Origin of the sequence: Bacillus sp. SH7-1 (genome assembly GCF_008042405.1) — a bacterium.
GTDB lineage: Bacteria > Bacillota > Bacilli > Bacillales > Bacillaceae_G > Bacillus_A > Bacillus_A thuringiensis_N.
In genome coordinates this window covers 55,521-75,038 of the sequence record NZ_QNUD01000024.1, presented here as the reverse complement: position 1 = coordinate 75,038, position 19,518 = coordinate 55,521, and the positions used below count along the sequence as shown (strand labels likewise).

Genomic DNA, 19,518 nt, shown 5'->3' with positions numbered 1-19,518 from the left:
CTCTTCAACGGTCACACTAACACATTTATATTCAATTCATTTTTCCCCTCATATTCAAATCAATCTAAACAAATAGGCTCGACCTTTTCTTCTGCATATAAAAGAAAAGGCCAGCCCTTTCAACTAGTTTACGGACAATGGACAGATTTTACATGTTGAATATTTACATACATTTTCGCATCACGTGCTTTTAATATTTCAATATGCCCTTCATCAATCTTCGCCATCTTTCCAATCTTATTAGATTCCTCACCTAAATCGAACACCATGATTTTGCCAGTCATTTTAATAAGCTGTTCTTCAAATGTTCTAGCTAACGTAATATTTAATGGATTTACGGGGAGTTCGTTTTTATTGAGGGCATAAGGCACTTGATTTTCTTTATACGGAATTAACCATTTCAAGTGTTTTAAAGATATATATATAGTTTTATAAACTGGACTATAAAAAACAATATAATCGTTCATTATACTGGTGACATACCCATGTATTGGAGCATTTCCAGCTACATAAATTTCTGTAAAAATCCCTTTAGAGGTACTTAATACTTTCCTCAAAGAAATTGAAGGGGATTCCCTCTTAATTACAGAATCAACATCTGGTTTTGATATTTCTTCATCATGTGATCTTAAAAATTTATAATATTGTACATGGTATAAAGATATATACACGTAGTCTTGTCCATTATAAAGAACAACGATATCATTTCCTACATCTATTAAGACACCTTTAAATCTTTTTTCACCGATCAATTTAACATATATATTTTCTCCAATACTTTTGTTTAACTCATTCATCTATATCCTCCTTCCTATGAATTTCTTCTTTCCTGTCTTTCATTTCTAAAAAAAATAATCAGGGCAAAGTTCTGTTTTAATAGTAAGTAATTCCTTTTCATACTATCGAAATAAGAAATTGTTCTTCTCTTACCCTCATAATGCCCCTCTTATTTATTAAACATTATTTATCTTCATTCTTTTTACATTTAACTACTTGGCTCACACTCTTAATATGAGACTTAACTACATAAATAACTTCATCGCCATTTACTAGTGTAATGCAGCCATGGTGTACCTCACTTAACAAACCTTCCACACATTCTGGACCGCCACGATTAATTTTTACCCACTTATACTTCAAATCTTTTAATATATCTAAAAAAGTATCCTCATCAGAGCAGAAACATGAACTATAGCAATCGCCACATTTACTTTCTTTTACTTTCTTAACTAGACTCTTCACATGTTTCAAGTGATAATATACTAATTCACCATGAGGTAATTGTAACGTTAGATAATCTTTTCCTAACGTTACGAGCTCACCAACTCGACTTTCTGGTCCGTGAAGGTTTACTTTTACAGTCTCACCAACTAAACATTTAATTTGGTCACAGCATAATATATTCTCCAATTTCGTATCCCCCTTTCTTATTATCTTCCTCTACTTGATTGTCTTTGTGCACGAGCACGACCTGAATTATTGCTACTTTCCTTACTATCGTCGCTCTCATCGCTCTCTCCACATGCTAAAGCATTATAGTTAACACTTTTAATATGCTTTATTGCAATTAATATAATTTCTTCTTTTACGATTAATGTTACGAAGTCACAAGAAACATCTTGTAAAATGCCTTCCACTTTCTCTGGACCACCGCGATTAATTTTCACCCAGCAATATTTGAAACTTTCAAGCAGTGCTTCAAAGTCTTCTGCACAGGCGCAATCTTCCCACTCGCAATCACTTGATCCACATTCTTTCGCATTTTTTGTAATACTTTTCAGATGATTAAGTTGATAGTAATAAAGCTCACCTTTTTCATTCTGCAATACGAAGTAGTCCGGACATACTGATATTATTGTTCCTTTTTGAGATTCTGGACCACCCCTGTTTACTCTTACAAAAGATCCAATTAAGTCTTTCAAAAAATCCCAATGAAATAAACTCACGAGAAAACCCCTTCCATTAATTTATAAGCTTTTGCACTGATAGTATATGTATCTGTACAGGTTACGTTCTCTATGTTTGTCCTAGCTAGAAAAAAATATGCTTTTAACATGGTAGACTACTACCTATCAAAATTTGAAGAAAGGCTAAGACCTCCTTATGCTTTTGATATCTTTAAACAAAAAAATCCCTTATGAAGATACATTTCTGCATATCTTCATAAGGGATTTCCCATAGTTTAATCTTCGTCTTTAACATCCATATCTTCTGGAATTGGTTCGTTCAATATTTCTTCCACTAATTGCTTATATTTCTCCATTTGTTCTAAATGTGTATTGAATTGTTCTTTATTTAATAAATATTGCTCTCCATCAAATAGTGCACGAATTTTCTTTTGCTGAATTAACTCTTCAATATACGACTTTGGTAAATTCAAATACTCCGCAGCTTCTTCTACTGTTATATACAACTCGTTCATTCCTTTATTATTTTTTCCTATATACTGTATCTTACTTTATTTTTGTAAACAAATAAAAAAGATTTTGTAAATGCAACCTAAAAAGCAGGTAGATGCATTCCATATATTGTATAATAGTATATAGTAAGAATTTTTTAAATATAGAATGGTATTACCCATTTACACAAAGGAGAGTTAACATATGGCTACTCGTCACATCATTACAATGTTAGAAAAAACATTACAAATTGAAACAGAAAACACAATTTCTCATTTAACTGCATCTTTATCTGATCGTATTCTTTCTCAAAGCGCAGCAATACAGGAAAACAATTGTTACCATACAATTGGGGAATGGTACAAAAATCATTTCTTATTCCAACAAGATGATTTCCTTTGGGCTAAATACGTTTTCTATGACGCATATTGTGAGGAAATAAAAAAACAAGGTCATCTTACAAAACGTGTTCGCCAAATATTAGAATCATTAGCTCGAATGCATGGAAAACAGTACATTGCTTCTATATTAAATATGCCATTTCCTAACGAACGAGCTAAAGGAACAGCATAATTTAATACTGTTCTGCGTCAGCAAAACATAGATTCATTATTTTCTAGGAAGATTCACAAATAAAATGTTCATGTCACATGAACTGATGAAACCGGTGTCATTATAATGATTGAAAATATAGTAAACAGGAAAACCCCCATTTACCTCTCTCGTCATTCGAATAGAGAAGTAAATGGGGGTATACTTGTTCCTTTACTATTTCATCATCTGCTTAATCAATTCTCGATTTCTCTTCTTAAATACTTCATTATGCGAAGAAACCATTCCATACTCACTTGCATCTGGCTGAATAAATTGTTTCGCTTTATTCACAGCATTTCCAGCATCTTGGAATGCTCCCGCAATTAAGTGTAATTTTCCTTCATGCTTTAAAATATCCCCAGCAGCATATAATCCGTCTACTGAAGACTCACTATTTGCATTCCCTGCAATATAAAAATTATCTATAATCGCAACGTCTAACTCACTATTTTCTAATAATGTAATGTCACGTTCATATCCATGATTAATAATAACTTCATCGATAGGTAAATGAGAAACTTCACCTGTCTCATGATTCGTTAATTCTATATATTCAATCGCTTCATGACTATCACCAGCAATTAATTTTGTAATCGATGTATTAAAGAAACACTCAGCTGAGCTGTTCAGCAGTTGCTTCACTTGTGCTTCATGACCAGATAATTCTTCTTTTCTATACGCTACGTACACTTTTTTCGCTATTGGTTCTAATTCATTTGCCCAATCAACGGCAGAATTTCCTCCGCCGGAAATAATGATCGTTTTATCTTTGAAACGCTTTAAAGATTTCACTGTATAATTTAAATTCGATACTTCAAATCGCTCAGCACCTTCAATTGATAACTTTTGTGGTTTCAATATGCCACTTCCAGTTGCCACAATAACTGTTTTTGAAAAGTGTTCTTTTCCATCATTTGCTTTTAACGTAAAAGTGCCATCTTCATTACGAATAATTGACTCTACTTTTGTATTTAATACAACTTCCGGCTGAAATGTTAACCCTTGTTGTACAAGTTGCTCAATTAATTTTTCACCCGTAACCGGTAATAATCCCCCAATATCCCAAATCATCTTCTCTGGATAAACATGTATTTTTCCACCTAGCTGTGGTTGAAATTCTATTATTTTCGTTTTCATCTCTCTGAGTCCACTATAAAAAGCTGAATAAAGCCCTGCAGGTCCTCCGCCTATCACAGTTACATCAAACAATTCTTCTCGATTCATTCGTGCTCACTCCTCAGCTACTAATCATTGATTATCATTCTCAATAAAATATAACTTGTTTCTGCAAAATTTACAATCAAAATTACTATTGACAATACACCTATATAAAATTATATTATTTAAAGAATCAATAGTGATAATCATTATCATTTTGTTAATAATTAGCAAATTTGAGATTACATCTTCTTTCATTAATATGGCTAATACTATATTGTGAAATCTCATATTCAAGATTTTTAATAAACATTTTGCATTACCACTACTCATTCAAAAAGATTGCAGTTAAACAAATTATTGTATACACATATCATCTATGTTAAAGGAGAAAGACGATGAAAAAGTTATTTATTTCGCTAACAGTTCTTTTCGTTCTTGTTATGAGCGCTTGTAGCAATGGCTCTACAGACAAAAAGAATGATGCAAAAGTTAGTAAATCAGAAACAATTACATACCAATCTGAAAATGGTAAAGTAGAAGTTCCTGCAAATCCAAAACGCGTTGTTGTTTTATCATCATTCGCTGGTAATGTAATGTCATTAGGTGTAAATCTTGTTGGGGTAGATTCATGGTCTAAACAAAACCCACGTTTTGATAGCAAACTTAAAGATGTTGCTGAAGTATCAGATGAAAATGTTGAAAAAATCGCTGAACTAAATCCAGATTTAATCATTGGCTTATCAAATATTAAAAATGTCGATAAGTTAAAGAAAATCGCTCCTACTGTAACATACACTTACGGAAAAGTTGATTACTTAACACAACATTTAGAAATCGGTAAGTTATTAAACAAAGAAAAAGAAGCAAAAACTTGGGTTGATGACTTCAAGAAACGTGCACAAGACGCTGGTAAAGAAATTAAAGCAAAAATCGGTGAAGATGCTACAGTTTCTGTTGTAGAAAACTTCAACAAACAGCTTTATGTATACGGCGAGAACTGGGGCCGCGGAACAGAAATTCTGTACCAAGAAATGAAATTAAAAATGCCTGAAAAAGTAAAAGAAAAAGCATTAAAAGAAGGTTACTACGCATTGTCTACTGAGGTATTACCTGAGTTTGCTGGTGATTACTTAATCATAAGTAAAAACAAAGATACTGATAACTCATTCCAAGAGACAGAATCATATAAAAACATCCCAGCAGTAAAAAATAATCGCGTATATGAAGCAAACATGATGGAATTCTATTTCAATGATCCACTTACATTAGATTTCCAACTAGACTTCTTCAAGAAGAGCTTTCTTGGTAAATAATACAAACATGAGGAATTCTTAATTTAAGAATTCCTCTTCCTTTATTCTATGAAAAGAAAAGATGTGAAACGAATGACAAAAGAACATGACAATACACGTTCTATAGCTTTTACATACAAATTAATTTTAAGCATAATTGCATTCTTTCTTATTTTTATGGTGGCTATGGTATTAGGTGCTGCAGATACTTCAATAAAAGACGTATGGTTAGCACTCACTTCCTCCGCTAAAGGGGACAAAATATCTATTATTCGCGAAATACGTTTGCCACGTGAAGTTGCTGCTGTTTTTGTAGGAGCTGGACTTGCTGTTTCTGGAGCAATTATGCAAGGATTAACACGAAATCCACTTGCAGATCCTGGATTATTAGGGCTATCTGGTGGAGCAAATGCTGCGCTTGCACTAACACTCGCTTTCAACCCTTCCATCAGCTATCTTTACTTAACATTAGCTTGCTTTATCGGTGCTGCCGTTGGCGCAATTATGGTATTTGGAATTGGTATGGTGAAAAAAGGCGGGCTCTCCCCTCTTCGAATTGTATTAGCTGGTGCTGCCGTTTCAGCATTTCTACTCGCAATTTCAGAAGGAGTCGGCATTTACTTCAAAATTTCACAAGATGTATCACTTTGGACTGCTGGAGGCGTAATTGGAACTACTTGGAGCCAATTGAAAGTTATTATTCCAGTCATTTCAATTAGTATCTTTATCGCTATCTTACTAGCAAAAAAATTGACAGTTCTTAGTTTCAGTGAAGAAGTGGCTATTGGACTAGGTCAAAAAATTATTGTTATTAAAACTATTTTATTTATCATTATTATCTTACTTGCAGGTGCATCTGTAGCACTTGTCGGAAATATGGCATTTATCGGTTTAATGGTACCTCACATGGTACGTCCAATTGTCGGTCCAGATTACCGATTTGTTATCCCAATGTCAGCAATTGCCGGCGCTTCCTTTATGCTACTGGCAGATACAATCGGACGTACCATTAACGCTCCGTACGAAACACCAGTTGCCGCTATTGTCGCAATTGTAGGATTACCATTCTTCCTATTCATTGTACGTAAAGGAGGAAAAACGTTCTCATGATACCATCTATTCTAAGAAAACAACGTCTTATCATACTCGCTTTACTTATACTAACCATTACAACCATTGTAATTGGAATGGGGCTCGGTTCAGCATCTTTATCTTATGATCGACTACTCCCAACACTAATGGGGCAAGGAACTTTTAAAGAGGAGTTTGTTTTATACTCTTTAAGACTACCTAGAATTATCATTACATTATTAGCTGGTATGGCTCTCGCTTTATCAGGAGCTATTCTGCAAGGAATTACCCGAAATGATTTAGCTGAACCAGGTATTCTCGGTATCAACTCTGGGGCCGGTGTTGCTGTTGCTATTTTCTTCTTATACTTTCCAATAGATGTAGGTTCATTTCTTTACTTACTACCTGTCGTTGGATTTATCGGAGCGTTTCTGACAGCTGTTCTAATTTACGTATTTTCATATAGTAAATCAACTGGACTTCAGCCGGTGCGATTAACATTAACCGGTATCGGTTTTGCATTTGCACTTTCTGGAATGATGATTGTCCTTATTTCATCTGCAGATCGTATGAAAGTAGACTTTATTTCAAAATGGATTGCCGGAAATATTTGGGGAGATGACTGGATCTTCGTTTTAGCAATGCTCCCATGGTTAATCGTATTCATTCCGTTTGTTTTCTATAAAGCAAATCGATTAAACATTCTAGCATTAAACGAGCCAGTCGCAATCGGTGTTGGAATTGAAATTGAAAAAGAACGCAGATACTTATTAGTTGCAGCCGTTGCGCTTGCAGCTGCAGCTGTTTCCGTAACAGGAGGAATTAGCTTTATCGGGCTGATGGCTCCCCACATTGCAAAATCTTTAGTAGGTCCAAGGCATCAAATCTTCATGCCTATCGCCCTTTTAATCGGCGGGTGGCTATTACTATTAGCAGACACAATCGGACGAAACATCGTTGAACCTAACGGTATCCCGGCAGGTATTGTTGTTGCTTTAATTGGTGCTCCTTACTTTATGTATCTGTTGCTTAAGAAGGCATAAGAAACACCCTCAAGAGTGAAATCTTGAGGGTGTTTTTATCCCGCTTTAATGGGCAGTAAGACCCCCACCTCAAAATTCAGCGAAAGCAAAGAATTTAGGTGGGGGATCAACTGCCCATAAAAGTCCGATTGGTTCAACTAATAATCAGTGGGGGATGAAGAACCCCCACTGATTAAAGTTTCACTTTATCTCATTCTACTGCTGCCCATATCCTTCAAACTTCTTCGCCAAATTCTCCATCTCATCTTCTGGCAATAGCTTCGGCTCTCCGACACTTTTCGTTTGATAATAAATTTGGGCGCAAAACTCAATTTCTTCTGCAACAGTAAATGCCATTTTTATATGATTTGCACCTGCGATTAAACCGTGATTGGCAAGTAACACGGCACGTCGATCAATCATACCTTCAAAAGCAGCCTCCGCTAATTGCTTCGTACCAAATGTTTCATACGGCGCACAGCGAACATTTGGACCTGCAAAAGCAATTAAATATGACACAGCAGGAAGCTCCCATCCCAATGATGCGATCGTCTTCGCGTAAGGAGAGTGTGTATGCACAAGCGCATTTATGTCTTCACGATTTCGATAATAAATAAGATGCATATCTAGTTCACTTGATGGTTTTCTCTCTCCCTCTACCACTTCACCATCTAAGTTTAATACAACTATATCTTCAGGCTTTGTTTCATAATACTCTAAACCACTTGGGCTAATCGCAACAAGACCTTGCTCACGATTGAAAATACTAATATTACCGCCTGTCCCCTTTGTTAAACCGCTAGAAATCATTTTCTTTCCGTATGCTACAATTTCTTCTCTTTCTTTTTGTAATAACATATACATCCCCCTAAGTATGAAGCTTATGATGACTGACTTTGTATCTATCTACTTATTGAAATAGCTTTTTTAAGTTTTCCGTAAATGGTGCCTTTACAATCCCTTTTTCCGTAATAATCGCTGTTACATTTTCATGTGGCGTGACATCAAATGCTGGATTATATACTTTACTTTCTTTCGGAGCAGAATATTGCCCGAAGCGATTAATCACTTCAGAAGCATCTCTTTCCTCGATTGGAATTTCTTTTCCTGTCGGTGTTTTTAAGTCGATTGTCGGCGTTGGTGCCGCTACATAAAATGGAATATTGTAGTATTTCGCTAAAATAGATACGCCTAATGTTCCAATTTTATTTGCTACATCACCGTTTGCTGCTACACGGTCACATCCAACGATTACCGCATCAATCTTCCCTTGTGACATGACCATAGCCGCCATATTATCCGTAATGACAGTGACATCAATTCCCGCTCGCTGTAGTTCTAATGCTGTTAACGTTGAACCTTGTAATCTAGGACGTGTTTCATCTGAATAGATTTTTAAGTCCCATCCTTTTTCTTTCGCTAAGTACATTGGAGCTGTCGCAGTACCATACTTAGTCGTCGCTAACGCACCCGCATTGCAATGTGTTAATACTCCCATTCCATTATAGAATAATGTTAATGCATGTTCTCCAATTTGACGGTTAATCTCTTCATCTTCTCTGTGAATTGCTTTTGCCTCTTCTAATAATCTATCTTTCAACTGAGAGATTGATAAGTCGGTATTTTCTTTCGCCACATTCTCCATTCTTTCAAGTGCCCAAAATAAATTTACCGCCGTCGGTCTCGATGTTGCTAAATATGCACATACCTTTTTTACTTCATCAATAAATCTCTCTAGCGTACCTTCAGCAACTACCTTTACGCCTAAATACACACCGTAAGCTGCTGAAACACCAATCGCTGGCGCTCCTCTTACTTTCATTACTTGAATGGCATCCCACACACTTTCAGCTGTTTTAAAAGATTCATAGACAACTTCATTCGGTAATAATGTTTGATCTAATAAAACTAAAGCATCATCTTTCCACTGGATTGGTATTAATTGCTCTTCCATCATCTTCTCCCCTTACTTCGCATAGTACATTGACTGTTCTTTTAACGTTTCTACAAAGCTTGTACCCGTTTTATATTGATTCGCTCGTAAAATAAATTTCTTTGCAACTTGAAGACAAATGCGTTCCGCTCTAGCACGTGCTTCCTCATTCTCAATACAAGTAATATCTTTTACTTTCGCTAGCCCAACAATACGACGAATTAACTCAAGGCCTGTCACTGCAGCTGTATCCTCTAATACAGATTGTAAATAAATTTCGTTAAAGCCTTCTTCCTTCGCCATAATCTCTGTCACATGAATATTCCAAGCATCTAAAAACTTCTTCTTAAATAAATCAATTACCTCTACCATTGTAGATTGTAACCAATCCATATACGTATCCTTCTCAGCTCCACCTGACATCGTTGCATCTGCATTTACCCAAGCAAACATTAAATTCGCCATTACATTCCCGACGTCATATCCCATAGGTCCATAAAAGGCAAACTCAGGATCAATTATCTTTGTAGAATCACTTTTTACAAAAACAGAACCAGTATGCAAATCACCGTGAATAAGCGACTGTGCATTCGTCATAAAAGAAAACTTAAGTTTTGCTACTTCTAAACGAAGCTCTTTATCACTATAAATATGCTCTCTAATCCATCCTTCATTTAGCGGAAATAACTCGTTACGCTTATTATGATTTGTAAATGGCTCAGCGTAGACGAGGTCTTCTGTAATTTCACATAACTCAGGATTTATATAATTTTTCACAAGTTCCTTCTTTTCTTTATGATTCATTACAACATCTGACGTTAATAAGAGTGTGTTTACCAAAAAGGTCGTTACATCATCCGCAAGCTTTGGAAACATTTGATGATTTATAAGTGCTGTACGTAATATTTTATGGTCCGATAAATCTTCCATTACGCAACAATTCATCACACTATCAAACAAATACACCTTCGGAACAAGCCCAGGTGCTAACTCCTCCTCTAACTGCAAAACATCTGATTCTATACGAATACGATTCGTCGACAACTTAAACTCATCTGAAATACGTGCTGTATCCCCAGCTTGCTTTACAATGACAGAAATGTTCTCCTTTTTATCCCAAACGCGAAACACATAATTTAAATTACCATCACCTATTTCTTTACACTGTAACCCCTTTGCATCCTCAAACTTAGATAATTTCTCTTTCACATATACAATCACATCGTTAGCTTCCATTAAAAAATACTTTGTGAACTTAGACATGGTTTCCCCTCCATACTAATTGTAAGCGTTTTCTAAAAGCTATAAAAAAATAATAGGGTAAAATTTTTTATCCTATAATATATGTTCTTCTTTTTGAAATGTATATCTAGATTTTATTATATCTTGTTAGCACTTTGAGTCAATGTTTCTAATTATCATTACAATATACTTCCTAATTATATATTTGAGATGACAAAAATTGTTCAAAAAAATTCCGATTCATTTTATTTTCTTTATCGCACAATTCTTTGTAGAATAGAAGTAAGCAGTTCCTTTTCAAATCCACAACTTCTAAGAAATATTTCCTTCCTATGAATTTATACTTACAACATATCTCTAACATACACACTACTCTTTCAAACACTCATTGAAAATTTATAAACTTAAAATTACCTTTCAATTCCCTAATAGCCTTAATTGAGAATAAATATTAATTAAATTGATATAAAGTTGGTTTATACTCTTGACAAAATAACCACTTCTATATGATAATTAATATCGAATTAGAATTATTATAGTTAATTAAAAAATATATTTTATGAGCACACTATTTTTTGATGCTCAAAACCAACATTTAGGAGGAATTTTAATATGTTATTAATCGGCACAGAAGTAAAACCGTTTAAAGCTAATGCTTACCATAATGGAGAATTTATCCAAGTTACTGACGAAAGTTTAAAAGGAAAATGGAGTGTAGTTTGTTTCTACCCAGCTGACTTCACATTCGTTTGTCCAACTGAACTTGAAGACTTACAAAACCAATATGCAACTCTTAAAGATTTAGGCGTTGAAGTATACTCTGTATCTACAGACACTCACTTCACTCATAAAGCATGGCATGATAGCTCAGAAACTATCGGCAAAATCGAGTACATCATGATTGGTGACCCAACTCGCACAATCACTACAAACTTCAATGTTTTAATGGAAGAAGAAGGTCTTGCTGCTCGTGGTACATTCATCATCGATCCAGACGGCGTTATCCAATCTATGGAAATCAATGCTGACGGTATCGGCCGTGACGCAAGCATTCTTGTTAACAAAATTAAAGCAGCTCAATACGTACGTAACAACCCAGGTGAAGTTTGCCCAGCTAAATGGCAAGAGGGTTCTGCAACACTTAAACCAAGCCTTGACCTTGTAGGCAAAATCTAAGGAGTTCGATCAAAATGATACTAGATGCAGATATAAAAACACAACTATCCCAATACCTTCAGTTAATGGAGAACGATATTTTACTTAAAGTAAGCGCTGGAGACGACGACGTATCTAAAGATATGTTAGCTCTAGTAGACGAATTAGCTACTATGTCATCTAAGATTACAGTAGAAAAAGTTGAATTAGAGAGAACACCAAGCTTTAGCGTAAATCGCCCTGGTGAAGACACTGGTGTCGTATTCGCTGGTATTCCATTAGGACACGAATTTACTTCATTAGTGTTAGCTTTACTACAAGTAAGTGGACGCGCTCCAAAAGTTGAACAAAAATTAATCGATCAAATTAAAAACATTCAAGGCGAATATCATTTTGAATCTTATATCAGCCTAAGTTGTCATAACTGTCCTGATGTTGTACAAGCTCTTAACGTAATGAGCGTTCTAAACTCTGGTATTACACATACTATGATTGATGGCGCTGCATTCAAAGAGGAAGTAGAAAGCAAAGACATCATGGCAGTACCAACAGTTTTCCTAAACGGCGAATCTTTCGGAAGCGGTCGTATGACACTTGAAGAAATTTTAGCTAAAATGGGTAACGGTCCAGATGCATCAGAGCTTTCTGATAAAGATCCATACGATGTTCTTGTTGTTGGTGGCGGCCCTGCTGGTGCAAGTGCAGCAATTTATGCAGCACGTAAAGGCATCCGCACTGGTATCGTTGCTGAGCGCTTCGGTGGTCAAGTAATGGATACTATGGGTATTGAGAACTTCATCAGCGTAAAACGCACTGAAGGTCCTAAGCTAGTAGCAAGCCTTGAAGAGCACGTAAAAGAATACGACATCGATGTAATGAATCTACAACGTGCAAAACGTTTAGAGAAAAAAGAACTTATTGAAGTGGAACTTGAAAACGGCGCTATTCTGAAAAGTAAAAGCGTAATCGTTTCAACAGGTGCTCGCTGGCGTAACGTTGGCGTACCAGGTGAAGCTGAGTTCAAAAATAAAGGTGTAGCATACTGCCCACACTGTGACGGTCCATTATTCATTGGAAAAGACGTAGCAGTTATCGGCGGAGGTAACTCTGGTATTGAAGCAGCTATCGACTTAGCAGGTATTGTTAAGCATGTAACTGTTCTTGAATTCATGCCAGAATTAAAAGCTGATGCTGTATTACAAGAGCGTCTTAACAGCTTACCAAACGTAACTGTTCTGAAAAACGTTCAAACGAAAGAAATCACTGGTACTGATAAAGTAAACGGTATTTCTTACATCGATCGTGAAACTGAAGAAGTTCATCACGTTGAATTACAAGGTGTATTCGTACAAATCGGTCTTGTGCCAAACACAGACTGGTTAGGCGAAACAGTTGAACGCACTCGCGGTGAAATCGTAACAGACAAGCACGGCGCTACAAACGTACCAGGAGTGTTTGCTGCAGGTGACTGTACAAATAATCCGTACAAACAAATCATCATCTCTATGGGTTCAGGTGCAAACGCAGCTTTAGGTGCATTTGATTACTTAATCCGTAACTAATAAAAAAACAGGTGCCTTGGCACCTGTTTTTTTATTACCCTAATGTATAAACTAAAAATCTCTCATTCCCATTCTTCTCATAAGCTCCTGGCAATCTAACTTCTCTCTTCAATTCAAACGCAGTCTGATTCTCCAAAAAGAAAACATAATCTTCAGAAGGGTAGTATAAAATAATATCCACTTCTCTTTCCAATTCTTCTACCGAAAGTAAAATGTTATTTACTACATTCATAAACACTTGTACAGAAAATGGATTAAAGAAGTAAAATCGGTTATCACGTGGATCAATTTCATATTCCTGTGCTAAACAGCATTCAAACCCAATTTTGTCTTTACTGTTTCTTACCTTTCGTGCATAGCGTTCAAGATTATCCAACGCTTCTTTATAAAACTCTTCATTCATTTCAATTCCAATCGCTGAAGCACCACACTTATGGTGCATATAAAAGTTTAATCGTCCTTTTCCGCATCCAAAGTCTACCATTCGGTCACTACTTCTTATTTCATATTGATTCAATAACTCATCTAATCCGCTATATGGCGTCGGTTCATATCGGTGATAATGCATAGATTTGTTAAATCCTTTTTGCTCACCGACTGTTTTTATATTTAAAACTGCATCATAATATTGTTCGTTCATTGATTTTCTCCTATTAAGAAATGGTACTTATTATTATACACCATGTACTGGAGAGCAACTTTTTATCGAATTTATTGATACGTGAAATTATGCAGGCGATTTTTGAATATATCGACTTACCGAAAAGTTCCTACAAAAAGACAGGAGCTCTCTAGCCCCTGTCTTCTAACACTTTCAATACAGTTTGTTTTAATATTTCTACCCCATCCATAATACAACTATGATCAAACTTCATATACGGATGGTGTAATCCAGGTTGTAGGTCTGCTCCTAATCCAAGCATGACAGCTTTTAAATGTGGTCTCTTCACTGTGTAGTAATGGAAATCATCGCTTCCTGTCGTATAAAGTGGTCCCGTACATTTATCTTCCCCATACACTTCAAGAATACCTTTACGCATAAATCGCTCAGCTTCTTCTGAAACTTCAGCTCCTGGTGCGAGATCAATCCACTCATATGAAGTTTTCGATCCCATCGATGCAGCTGATTCTATGACATGCTCTATCTTTTTCTTTAACTCTTCTAATAGTGTATTATTCTCTGCTCTTACATCTAAACTAAAATGACCGTTACCTGGAATAATATTCAAATTATCACCACCAGCTTGGCACCTCGTCATCTTTACTGAATAGGAACTTTGCGGTGGTAGCCATATGTTTTTCAAACCAATATTAATCATGGAAATAACATCAATCGCATTTATCCCTTGATGTGGGCGTGCTCCATGTGCATCTTCTCCGTGAATCGTACCCTCTAAAAATCCTGCTGCTCCGTGACGAATTGATGGGGCAGCTTGTTTCAAAGATAGTTCTTCAATTGGGCGCAAATGAACACCGAATAGGAAATCCGCATCATCCACAGCACCTTTCTCTACCATTTTTAAAGCTCCATTCCCTTTCTCTTCTGCCGGCTGAAAAATAAATCGAACCGTACCGCTTTTCCATCTCATATTCTTTAATTGTAAAATAAGCCCCATTACAATCGTCATATGAGCATCGTGACCACACGAATGATTCGCCTTAAATTCTCCATTCACTTCTTGCCAAAGTGCATCCATATCAGCACGAATCGCAATAACTGGATTTCCGCTTCCAATTTCAGCAATCACGCCTGGACAATCATCAAATATTTTATATGAAATTCCTTCTTCTTTTAAAAAGTTAGTAATATACGCTGTCGTTTCATACTCTTTCCAACTCACTTCAGGGTTTTCATGTAAATGCTGAAAAATTTCAGTTAAACGCTCTTGTAGTTCTAATGTTTTCAAAGCTACATTCTCCTTCCCAAATTCCAAAACCATTCAGGTTAATTATACTTATGAAAAACAGATGTTTTTATGAACATATTGAATTTTAAGAAAAAAGTCAATTATTTATTTTTAAACACTTAAAAAGCTTACTCTACATCTATATTACAAACTACACAAACAACTAGAATATTAATTATTTTCTGTCTTTTATGTTGACGCTTACATATATTTTTAGTTATCATAACCTAATAAACGTCTATTTTACGACAATTCTAAAAATACAAACAAACATACATAACAAGGAGGACATTTATGAAAAAAGAAATACCTTTTGGTGTAGCCATGATCCCTATTATCATTACAGTTGCAGTTATGATGGTTACAATTGTTGTATTAAAACAAAGCCCTCACGTCCCACTTATTATCGGTACAACCGTTGCTTCTATCGTCGCTTGGCGTTACGGTTACAAATGGAACGACATTGAAGAAGCAATGTATAAAGGAATTCGCCTCGCATTACCCGCTATCGTTATCATTATCCTAGTAGGTCTAACGATCGGTGCTTGGATTGGCGGTGGAATTGTCGCAACAATGATTTATTACGGTTTAAATCTATTAACTCCATCACTATTTTTAGTTTCAATTACAATTATTTGTTCTATTGTTGCATTAGCTATTGGTAGCTCTTGGTCTACAATGGGAACAATTGGTGTTGCAGGAATGGGAATTGGCCTAAGTATGGGAATCCCAGCTCCAATGGTTGCCGGTGCTATCATTTCCGGTTCTTATTTCGGCGATAAAATGTCACCGCTTTCAGACACAACAAACTTAGCCGCAGGATTAACAAATACAGATTTATTCACACACATTCGTCATATGTTATTTACTACAATTCCAGGTTTAATTATTACTCTTATCGTTTATGCGTTCTTAGGAAGAAGCTTCGGCGCTAACAATATTGATGCCAAAAGTATCGAACAAACATTACAAGTATTGCAGCAAAACTTTGTTATCTCACCTTTTCTATTAATTATACCTGTAGTCGTTATGGTATTGGTTGCTAAAAAAGTTCCTGCTATACCAGCTATTCTCGTAGGTATTATTTTAGGATTTTTATCACAAGTCTTTATTCAAGGTGGTTCTGTCTCCGCATCTGTCGGTGCACTCCAAGCTGGATTTGTTATAGACACTGGAAATAAACTAGTAGACGAACTATTTAACCGCGGTGGCTTAGATTCGATGATGAATACAGTCTCTATGACAATTGTCGCTATGACTTTCGGAGGAGTACTAGAACATACAGGTATTCTTCGCTCAATTGTAAATCAAATTTTAAAATTAGCGACATCAGCAAAAGGACTTATCGCTTCTACTATCGCATCTTGCTTTGCAACAAACCTTACTTGCTCTGAACAATATATTTCGATTGTTGTTCCTTCAAGAATGTACGCAAATGCATACACAGAAAAAGGACTACATTCTAAAAATTTATCCAGAGCATTAGAAGATGGTGGAACATTAACTTCTGTTTTTGTACCTTGGAATACATGTGGTGTATTCATACTCGCAACACTTGGAGTTGGTGCATTTGAATATGCTCCTTATGCTATATTAAATTTCATCGTACCTATTATCTCGATTATTTACGGTATAACTGGTCTCACAATTACGAAACTATCTGACATTGAAAAAGCGGAACTACTAAAAAAACAAAAAGCTCAATTAGAAGCTTAAAGATAACGGTAAATTCAGTTCATATAGTGCGCGAGGGCGCCCTTGTTGATAAGGCATTTCCTCGCCGCAAATATGAACATACCCATAATCAACTAGTTTCTTTAATAATCTTTCTGTTGATCGCCGAGTCACTTGTAAGTATTCAGAAAGGTCCGCTGCTGTAAACTTTAATGACGGATGTGATTGACTAAATTGAATAATTTTGGATAAGTTTGCTGGACTAAGTTTCGTTTCCTTCGCTATTTTCATTAGTTCTGGGTTTTCATTCTTCAAGCTTTGTACTCTCTGTTCTTTCGGGAACGGCCCAAATAGTTCTTTATCACTTGTTAGTATATAAAAACAGTGGTCTATTGGATTATTCTCCGCGAAACCTTGAGCGATTTTAGCATTTTGCTCTGCTTCCTTCACAGTTTTTCCGTAACCAAATCCAATAGCTATCGTTCCTTCTATACTCGCAAATAAATTATTTATCATATTTGTTTTTATAATCGATTCAATATCACCACGAGTCGTATACAAAATGAACGTCATTTCATCAACTTTTTTAAATGAGCCACGTAGTTCTTTTGAAATGACATCTAATTGCTCAAGCATACCTTCTCGTAATTCTAAAGAAGAAATCATACAAGCACCAACAGTAGCTGAATGGCTTTTTGCTAACTCAGCTTTTATTTTCGCATCTTTTAACCCATGTATAATGGATTGCTTCGGATCTATCATACGCTCTGAAGGAATATCTATTTTTTGAAGTTCATCATAGACAGCGTGAATGCTAGTTAAAGCTAAATGAGCCTCTCCAGATTGATATTTAGTTACATGAAAATCAATAACTCTCTTTATTTCATCTTTACTCCACAGCATATTTTCATAATCAAACACTTGTGGACTTTCTTTTATACCGATATCTTGGAACACATTTATAATAAATGAGCGGTCTACTAAATCAATTGAAATTTTATGTGGTTGAATCCCTTGGTGATACATGACAGAAAGAATGGAAGATACGACAGTTGTCTCGTCTTGCTGTAAGTACGTACTTGGAATTCGTAATTGTTCTCTTATTTCTTTTGCCATATAATAAGGTAAAGCACCTGAGAAAAAGATGACATCACAAGGCTTTAAACGCTTTAATAGTTCAGAAGATTCTGCAGGATGAAGGTAAATATATGGATCAATCTCTATTTCTTCTAGTTTATGAGCAACAGGTAAAAGTGTCTCCATAAACTCTTTTGAACCGACAACTGCAATTTTTATCATCATTTTCTCTAACTCCTTATCATTAATTAACGACTATTTAACGTCAACTATATCAAATGTACAAAACCATTGTAAACAGGAAGGGGTCTTTATTCAATGAAAATTACCGCTATTCACCTTTATGCAATTCGTTTACCGCTTCGCGATCCGTTTATTATTAGTTATGGTTCTTATTCTGATATGCCTTCTATTATCGTAAATATGGAAACAGATGAAGGCATTATCGGTTACGGTGAAGGCGTTGCTGATGATCACGTTACAGGCGAATCATGGGAAAGTACTTTCCATACTTTAAAACATACGCTAGCACCTGCTCTCATCGGACAAAATCCAATGAATATCGAGAAAATACACGATATGATGGACAATACAATTTACGGTGTGCCTACTGCGAAGGCCGCAATAGATATTGCTTGTTTTGATATAATGGGCAAAAAATTAAATCAACCTGTATATCAATTAATTGGCGGGCGCTACCATAAAGAATTCCCTGTCACTCACGTCTTAAGTATCGCAGATCCAGAAGAAATGGCTGAAGAAGCTGCTTCTATGATTCAGAAAGGTTACCAATCTTACAAAATGAAAGTCGGTACAAATGTCAAAGAAGATGTAAAACGAATTGAAGCAGTACGTGAACGTGTAGGAAATGATATCGCGATTCGCGTTGATGTAAACCAAGGGTGGAAAAATAGCGCAAACACATTAACGGCACTTCGTTCATTAGGTCATTTAAACATCGACTGGATTGAACAGCCTGTTATAGCGGATGATATTGACGCAATGGCTCACATTCGTTCTAAAACAGACCTTCCGCTTATGATTGATGAGGGATTAAAGGGCTCTCGTGAAATGCGCCAAATTATAAAACTAGACGCGGCTGATAAAGTGAATATAAAACTAATGAAATGCGGCGGCATATATCCCGCTGTAAAACTCGCTCATCAAGCTGAAATGGCAGGCATTGAATGCCAAGTTGGATCCATGGTCGAATCATCTATTGCCTCTTCCGCAGGATTCCATGTCGCTTTCTCGAAAAAAATCATTACGAGCGTTGAACTTACAGGTCCATTAAAGTTCACGAAAGACATCGGAAACTTACATTACGACGTACCATTTATTCGCTTAAACGAAAAGCCAGGACTCGGCATTGAAATAAACGAAGATACATTACAAGAACTAACCGTCTTTCAAGACGTTGTACGCTAAA

The 19,518-nt window shown here is 35.8% G+C and carries 19 protein-coding genes; 8 read left to right on the top strand and 11 right to left on the bottom strand.

Annotation, left to right across the window (positions count from 1 at the left end; genetic code table 11):
- Positions 1-128 precede the first annotated feature (128 nt).
- The 4 genes from DN390_RS19670 to DN390_RS19655 form a co-directional block, all read right to left on the bottom strand.
- Positions 129-797 carry an LSm family protein gene (locus DN390_RS19670; RefSeq protein ID WP_097949772.1) on the bottom strand — a complete coding sequence of 223 codons (669 nt, stop codon included), beginning with the start codon at positions 795-797 and terminating at the stop codon, positions 129-131.
- A 163-nt stretch (positions 798-960) separates the two neighbouring features.
- Complete coding sequence (locus tag DN390_RS19665) at positions 961-1,410, bottom strand: PI-PLC domain-containing protein (RefSeq protein WP_147808166.1); 450 nt, start codon at positions 1,408-1,410, stop codon at positions 961-963.
- A 20-nt stretch (positions 1,411-1,430) separates the two neighbouring features.
- Complete coding sequence (locus tag DN390_RS19660; protein ID WP_029437284.1) at positions 1,431-1,946, bottom strand: hypothetical protein; 516 nt, start codon at positions 1,944-1,946, stop codon at positions 1,431-1,433.
- Positions 1,947-2,182: 236 nt separating this feature from the next.
- Positions 2,183-2,422, bottom strand: coding sequence for a helix-turn-helix domain-containing protein (locus DN390_RS19655; protein WP_001004507.1), 240 nt, complete (start codon positions 2,420-2,422; stop codon positions 2,183-2,185).
- A gap of 181 nt (positions 2,423-2,603) precedes the next feature.
- Here DN390_RS19655 and DN390_RS19650 point away from each other — a divergent pair, with 181 nt between their 5' ends.
- Complete coding sequence (locus DN390_RS19650; RefSeq protein WP_000235471.1) at positions 2,604-2,972, top strand: hypothetical protein; 369 nt, start codon at positions 2,604-2,606, stop codon at positions 2,970-2,972.
- 195 nt (positions 2,973-3,167) lie between these two features.
- Here the strand turns inward: DN390_RS19650 and DN390_RS19640 are convergent, their stop codons facing one another.
- The gene (locus DN390_RS19640) at positions 3,168-4,217 is read right to left on the bottom strand and encodes an NAD(P)/FAD-dependent oxidoreductase (RefSeq protein ID WP_147808165.1); all 1,050 of its coding nucleotides are present in this window, start codon (positions 4,215-4,217) and stop codon (positions 3,168-3,170) included.
- A 332-nt stretch (positions 4,218-4,549) separates the two neighbouring features.
- Between DN390_RS19640 and DN390_RS19630 the strand changes: the two genes are divergently transcribed.
- From DN390_RS19630 to DN390_RS19620, 3 genes are read left to right on the top strand one after another with little or no spacing between them, the layout of a single operon-like run.
- Positions 4,550-5,467, top strand: coding sequence for an iron-hydroxamate ABC transporter substrate-binding protein (locus tag DN390_RS19630; RefSeq protein WP_147808164.1), 918 nt, complete (start codon positions 4,550-4,552; stop codon positions 5,465-5,467).
- Between the two features lie 48 nt (positions 5,468-5,515).
- The gene (locus DN390_RS19625; protein WP_147808163.1) at positions 5,516-6,556 is read left to right on the top strand and encodes a FecCD family ABC transporter permease; all 1,041 of its coding nucleotides are present in this window, start codon (positions 5,516-5,518) and stop codon (positions 6,554-6,556) included.
- Positions 6,553-7,560, top strand: coding sequence for a FecCD family ABC transporter permease (locus tag DN390_RS19620; protein ID WP_071726274.1), 1,008 nt, complete (start codon positions 6,553-6,555; stop codon positions 7,558-7,560). Before DN390_RS19625 ends, DN390_RS19620 begins: the two co-directional genes overlap by 4 nt.
- Before the next feature lie 195 nt (positions 7,561-7,755).
- Here DN390_RS19620 and DN390_RS19615 read toward each other — a convergent pair whose 3' ends face one another.
- The 3 genes from DN390_RS19615 to mtnK are packed head-to-tail and all read right to left on the bottom strand — an operon-like array spanning position 7,756 to position 10,735.
- Positions 7,756-8,397: an L-fuculose-phosphate aldolase gene (locus DN390_RS19615; RefSeq protein WP_147808162.1), complete on the bottom strand. Its 642-nt coding sequence runs from the start codon at positions 8,395-8,397 to the stop codon at positions 7,756-7,758.
- Between the two features lie 52 nt (positions 8,398-8,449).
- The gene (gene mtnA, locus DN390_RS19610) at positions 8,450-9,493 is read right to left on the bottom strand and encodes an S-methyl-5-thioribose-1-phosphate isomerase (RefSeq protein WP_147808161.1); all 1,044 of its coding nucleotides are present in this window, start codon (positions 9,491-9,493) and stop codon (positions 8,450-8,452) included.
- Between the two features lie 12 nt (positions 9,494-9,505).
- Complete coding sequence (gene mtnK / locus DN390_RS19605) at positions 9,506-10,735, bottom strand: S-methyl-5-thioribose kinase (protein ID WP_147808160.1); 1,230 nt, start codon at positions 10,733-10,735, stop codon at positions 9,506-9,508.
- A 591-nt stretch (positions 10,736-11,326) separates the two neighbouring features.
- On the opposite strand from mtnK, the gene ahpC reads away from it, so the two are divergent.
- Entirely contained in the window at positions 11,327-11,890 is a 564-nt protein-coding gene (ahpC, locus tag DN390_RS19600; protein WP_000924420.1) for an alkyl hydroperoxide reductase subunit C, read from the top strand.
- Positions 11,891-11,904: 14 nt separating this feature from the next.
- On the top strand, positions 11,905-13,431 hold the full coding sequence (gene ahpF, locus DN390_RS19595; protein ID WP_147808159.1) for an alkyl hydroperoxide reductase subunit F: 1,527 nt from the start codon (positions 11,905-11,907) through the stop codon (positions 13,429-13,431).
- 34 nt (positions 13,432-13,465) lie between these two features.
- Here the strand turns inward: ahpF and DN390_RS19590 are convergent, their stop codons facing one another.
- Both DN390_RS19590 and DN390_RS19585 read right to left on the bottom strand, forming a co-directional pair.
- Positions 13,466-14,071 carry an SAM-dependent methyltransferase gene (locus DN390_RS19590; RefSeq protein ID WP_147808158.1) on the bottom strand — a complete coding sequence of 202 codons (606 nt, stop codon included), beginning with the start codon at positions 14,069-14,071 and terminating at the stop codon, positions 13,466-13,468.
- 151 nt (positions 14,072-14,222) lie between these two features.
- Positions 14,223-15,338 (bottom strand): M20 peptidase aminoacylase family protein, encoded by a 1,116-nt coding sequence (locus DN390_RS19585; protein ID WP_000853526.1) that lies wholly within the window; start codon positions 15,336-15,338, stop codon positions 14,223-14,225.
- Positions 15,339-15,632: 294 nt separating this feature from the next.
- On the opposite strand from DN390_RS19585, the gene nhaC reads away from it, so the two are divergent.
- Positions 15,633-17,054, top strand: coding sequence for a Na+/H+ antiporter NhaC (gene nhaC, locus DN390_RS19580; RefSeq protein WP_000711543.1), 1,422 nt, complete (start codon positions 15,633-15,635; stop codon positions 17,052-17,054).
- On the opposite strand, the gene DN390_RS19575 is transcribed toward nhaC, so the two are convergent.
- Positions 17,043-18,314 carry a transcriptional regulator gene (locus DN390_RS19575; RefSeq protein ID WP_098198943.1) on the bottom strand — a complete coding sequence of 424 codons (1,272 nt, stop codon included), beginning with the start codon at positions 18,312-18,314 and terminating at the stop codon, positions 17,043-17,045. The two genes, nhaC and DN390_RS19575, sit on opposite strands and share 12 nt — an antisense overlap.
- Positions 18,315-18,407: 93 nt before the next feature.
- On the opposite strand from DN390_RS19575, the gene DN390_RS19570 reads away from it, so the two are divergent.
- Entirely contained in the window at positions 18,408-19,517 is a 1,110-nt protein-coding gene (locus DN390_RS19570; RefSeq protein WP_147808157.1) for a mandelate racemase/muconate lactonizing enzyme family protein, read from the top strand.
- The last annotated feature ends 1 nt before the right edge of the window (position 19,518 follow it).

Excerpts from the sequence above, each read along its gene's own strand:
- mtnA (WP_147808161.1), bottom strand. The coding sequence starts at position 9,493 with ATGGAAGAGCAATTAATACCAATCCAGTGGAAAGATGATGCTTTAGTT.
- DN390_RS19620 (WP_071726274.1), top strand. The coding sequence starts at position 6,553 with ATGATACCATCTATTCTAAGAAAACAACGTCTTATCATACTCGCTTTA.
- nhaC (WP_000711543.1), top strand. The coding sequence starts at position 15,633 with ATGAAAAAAGAAATACCTTTTGGTGTAGCCATGATCCCTATTATCATT.
- mtnK (WP_147808160.1), bottom strand. The coding sequence starts at position 10,735 with ATGTCTAAGTTCACAAAGTATTTTTTAATGGAAGCTAACGATGTGATT.
- DN390_RS19575 (WP_098198943.1), bottom strand. The coding sequence starts at position 18,314 with ATGATGATAAAAATTGCAGTTGTCGGTTCAAAAGAGTTTATGGAGACA.
- DN390_RS19570 (WP_147808157.1), top strand. The coding sequence starts at position 18,408 with ATGAAAATTACCGCTATTCACCTTTATGCAATTCGTTTACCGCTTCGC.
- DN390_RS19615 (WP_147808162.1), bottom strand. The coding sequence starts at position 8,397 with ATGTTATTACAAAAAGAAAGAGAAGAAATTGTAGCATACGGAAAGAAA.
- DN390_RS19670 (WP_097949772.1), bottom strand. The coding sequence starts at position 797 with ATGAATGAGTTAAACAAAAGTATTGGAGAAAATATATATGTTAAATTG.
- ahpC (WP_000924420.1), top strand. The coding sequence starts at position 11,327 with ATGTTATTAATCGGCACAGAAGTAAAACCGTTTAAAGCTAATGCTTAC.
- DN390_RS19625 (WP_147808163.1), top strand. The coding sequence starts at position 5,516 with ATGAAAAGAAAAGATGTGAAACGAATGACAAAAGAACATGACAATACA.
- DN390_RS19655 (WP_001004507.1), bottom strand. The coding sequence starts at position 2,422 with ATGAACGAGTTGTATATAACAGTAGAAGAAGCTGCGGAGTATTTGAAT.
- DN390_RS19590 (WP_147808158.1), bottom strand. The coding sequence starts at position 14,071 with ATGAACGAACAATATTATGATGCAGTTTTAAATATAAAAACAGTCGGT.
- DN390_RS19640 (WP_147808165.1), bottom strand. The coding sequence starts at position 4,217 with ATGAATCGAGAAGAATTGTTTGATGTAACTGTGATAGGCGGAGGACCT.
- DN390_RS19650 (WP_000235471.1), top strand. The coding sequence starts at position 2,604 with ATGGCTACTCGTCACATCATTACAATGTTAGAAAAAACATTACAAATT.
- DN390_RS19630 (WP_147808164.1), top strand. The coding sequence starts at position 4,550 with ATGAAAAAGTTATTTATTTCGCTAACAGTTCTTTTCGTTCTTGTTATG.
- ahpF (WP_147808159.1), top strand. The coding sequence starts at position 11,905 with ATGATACTAGATGCAGATATAAAAACACAACTATCCCAATACCTTCAG.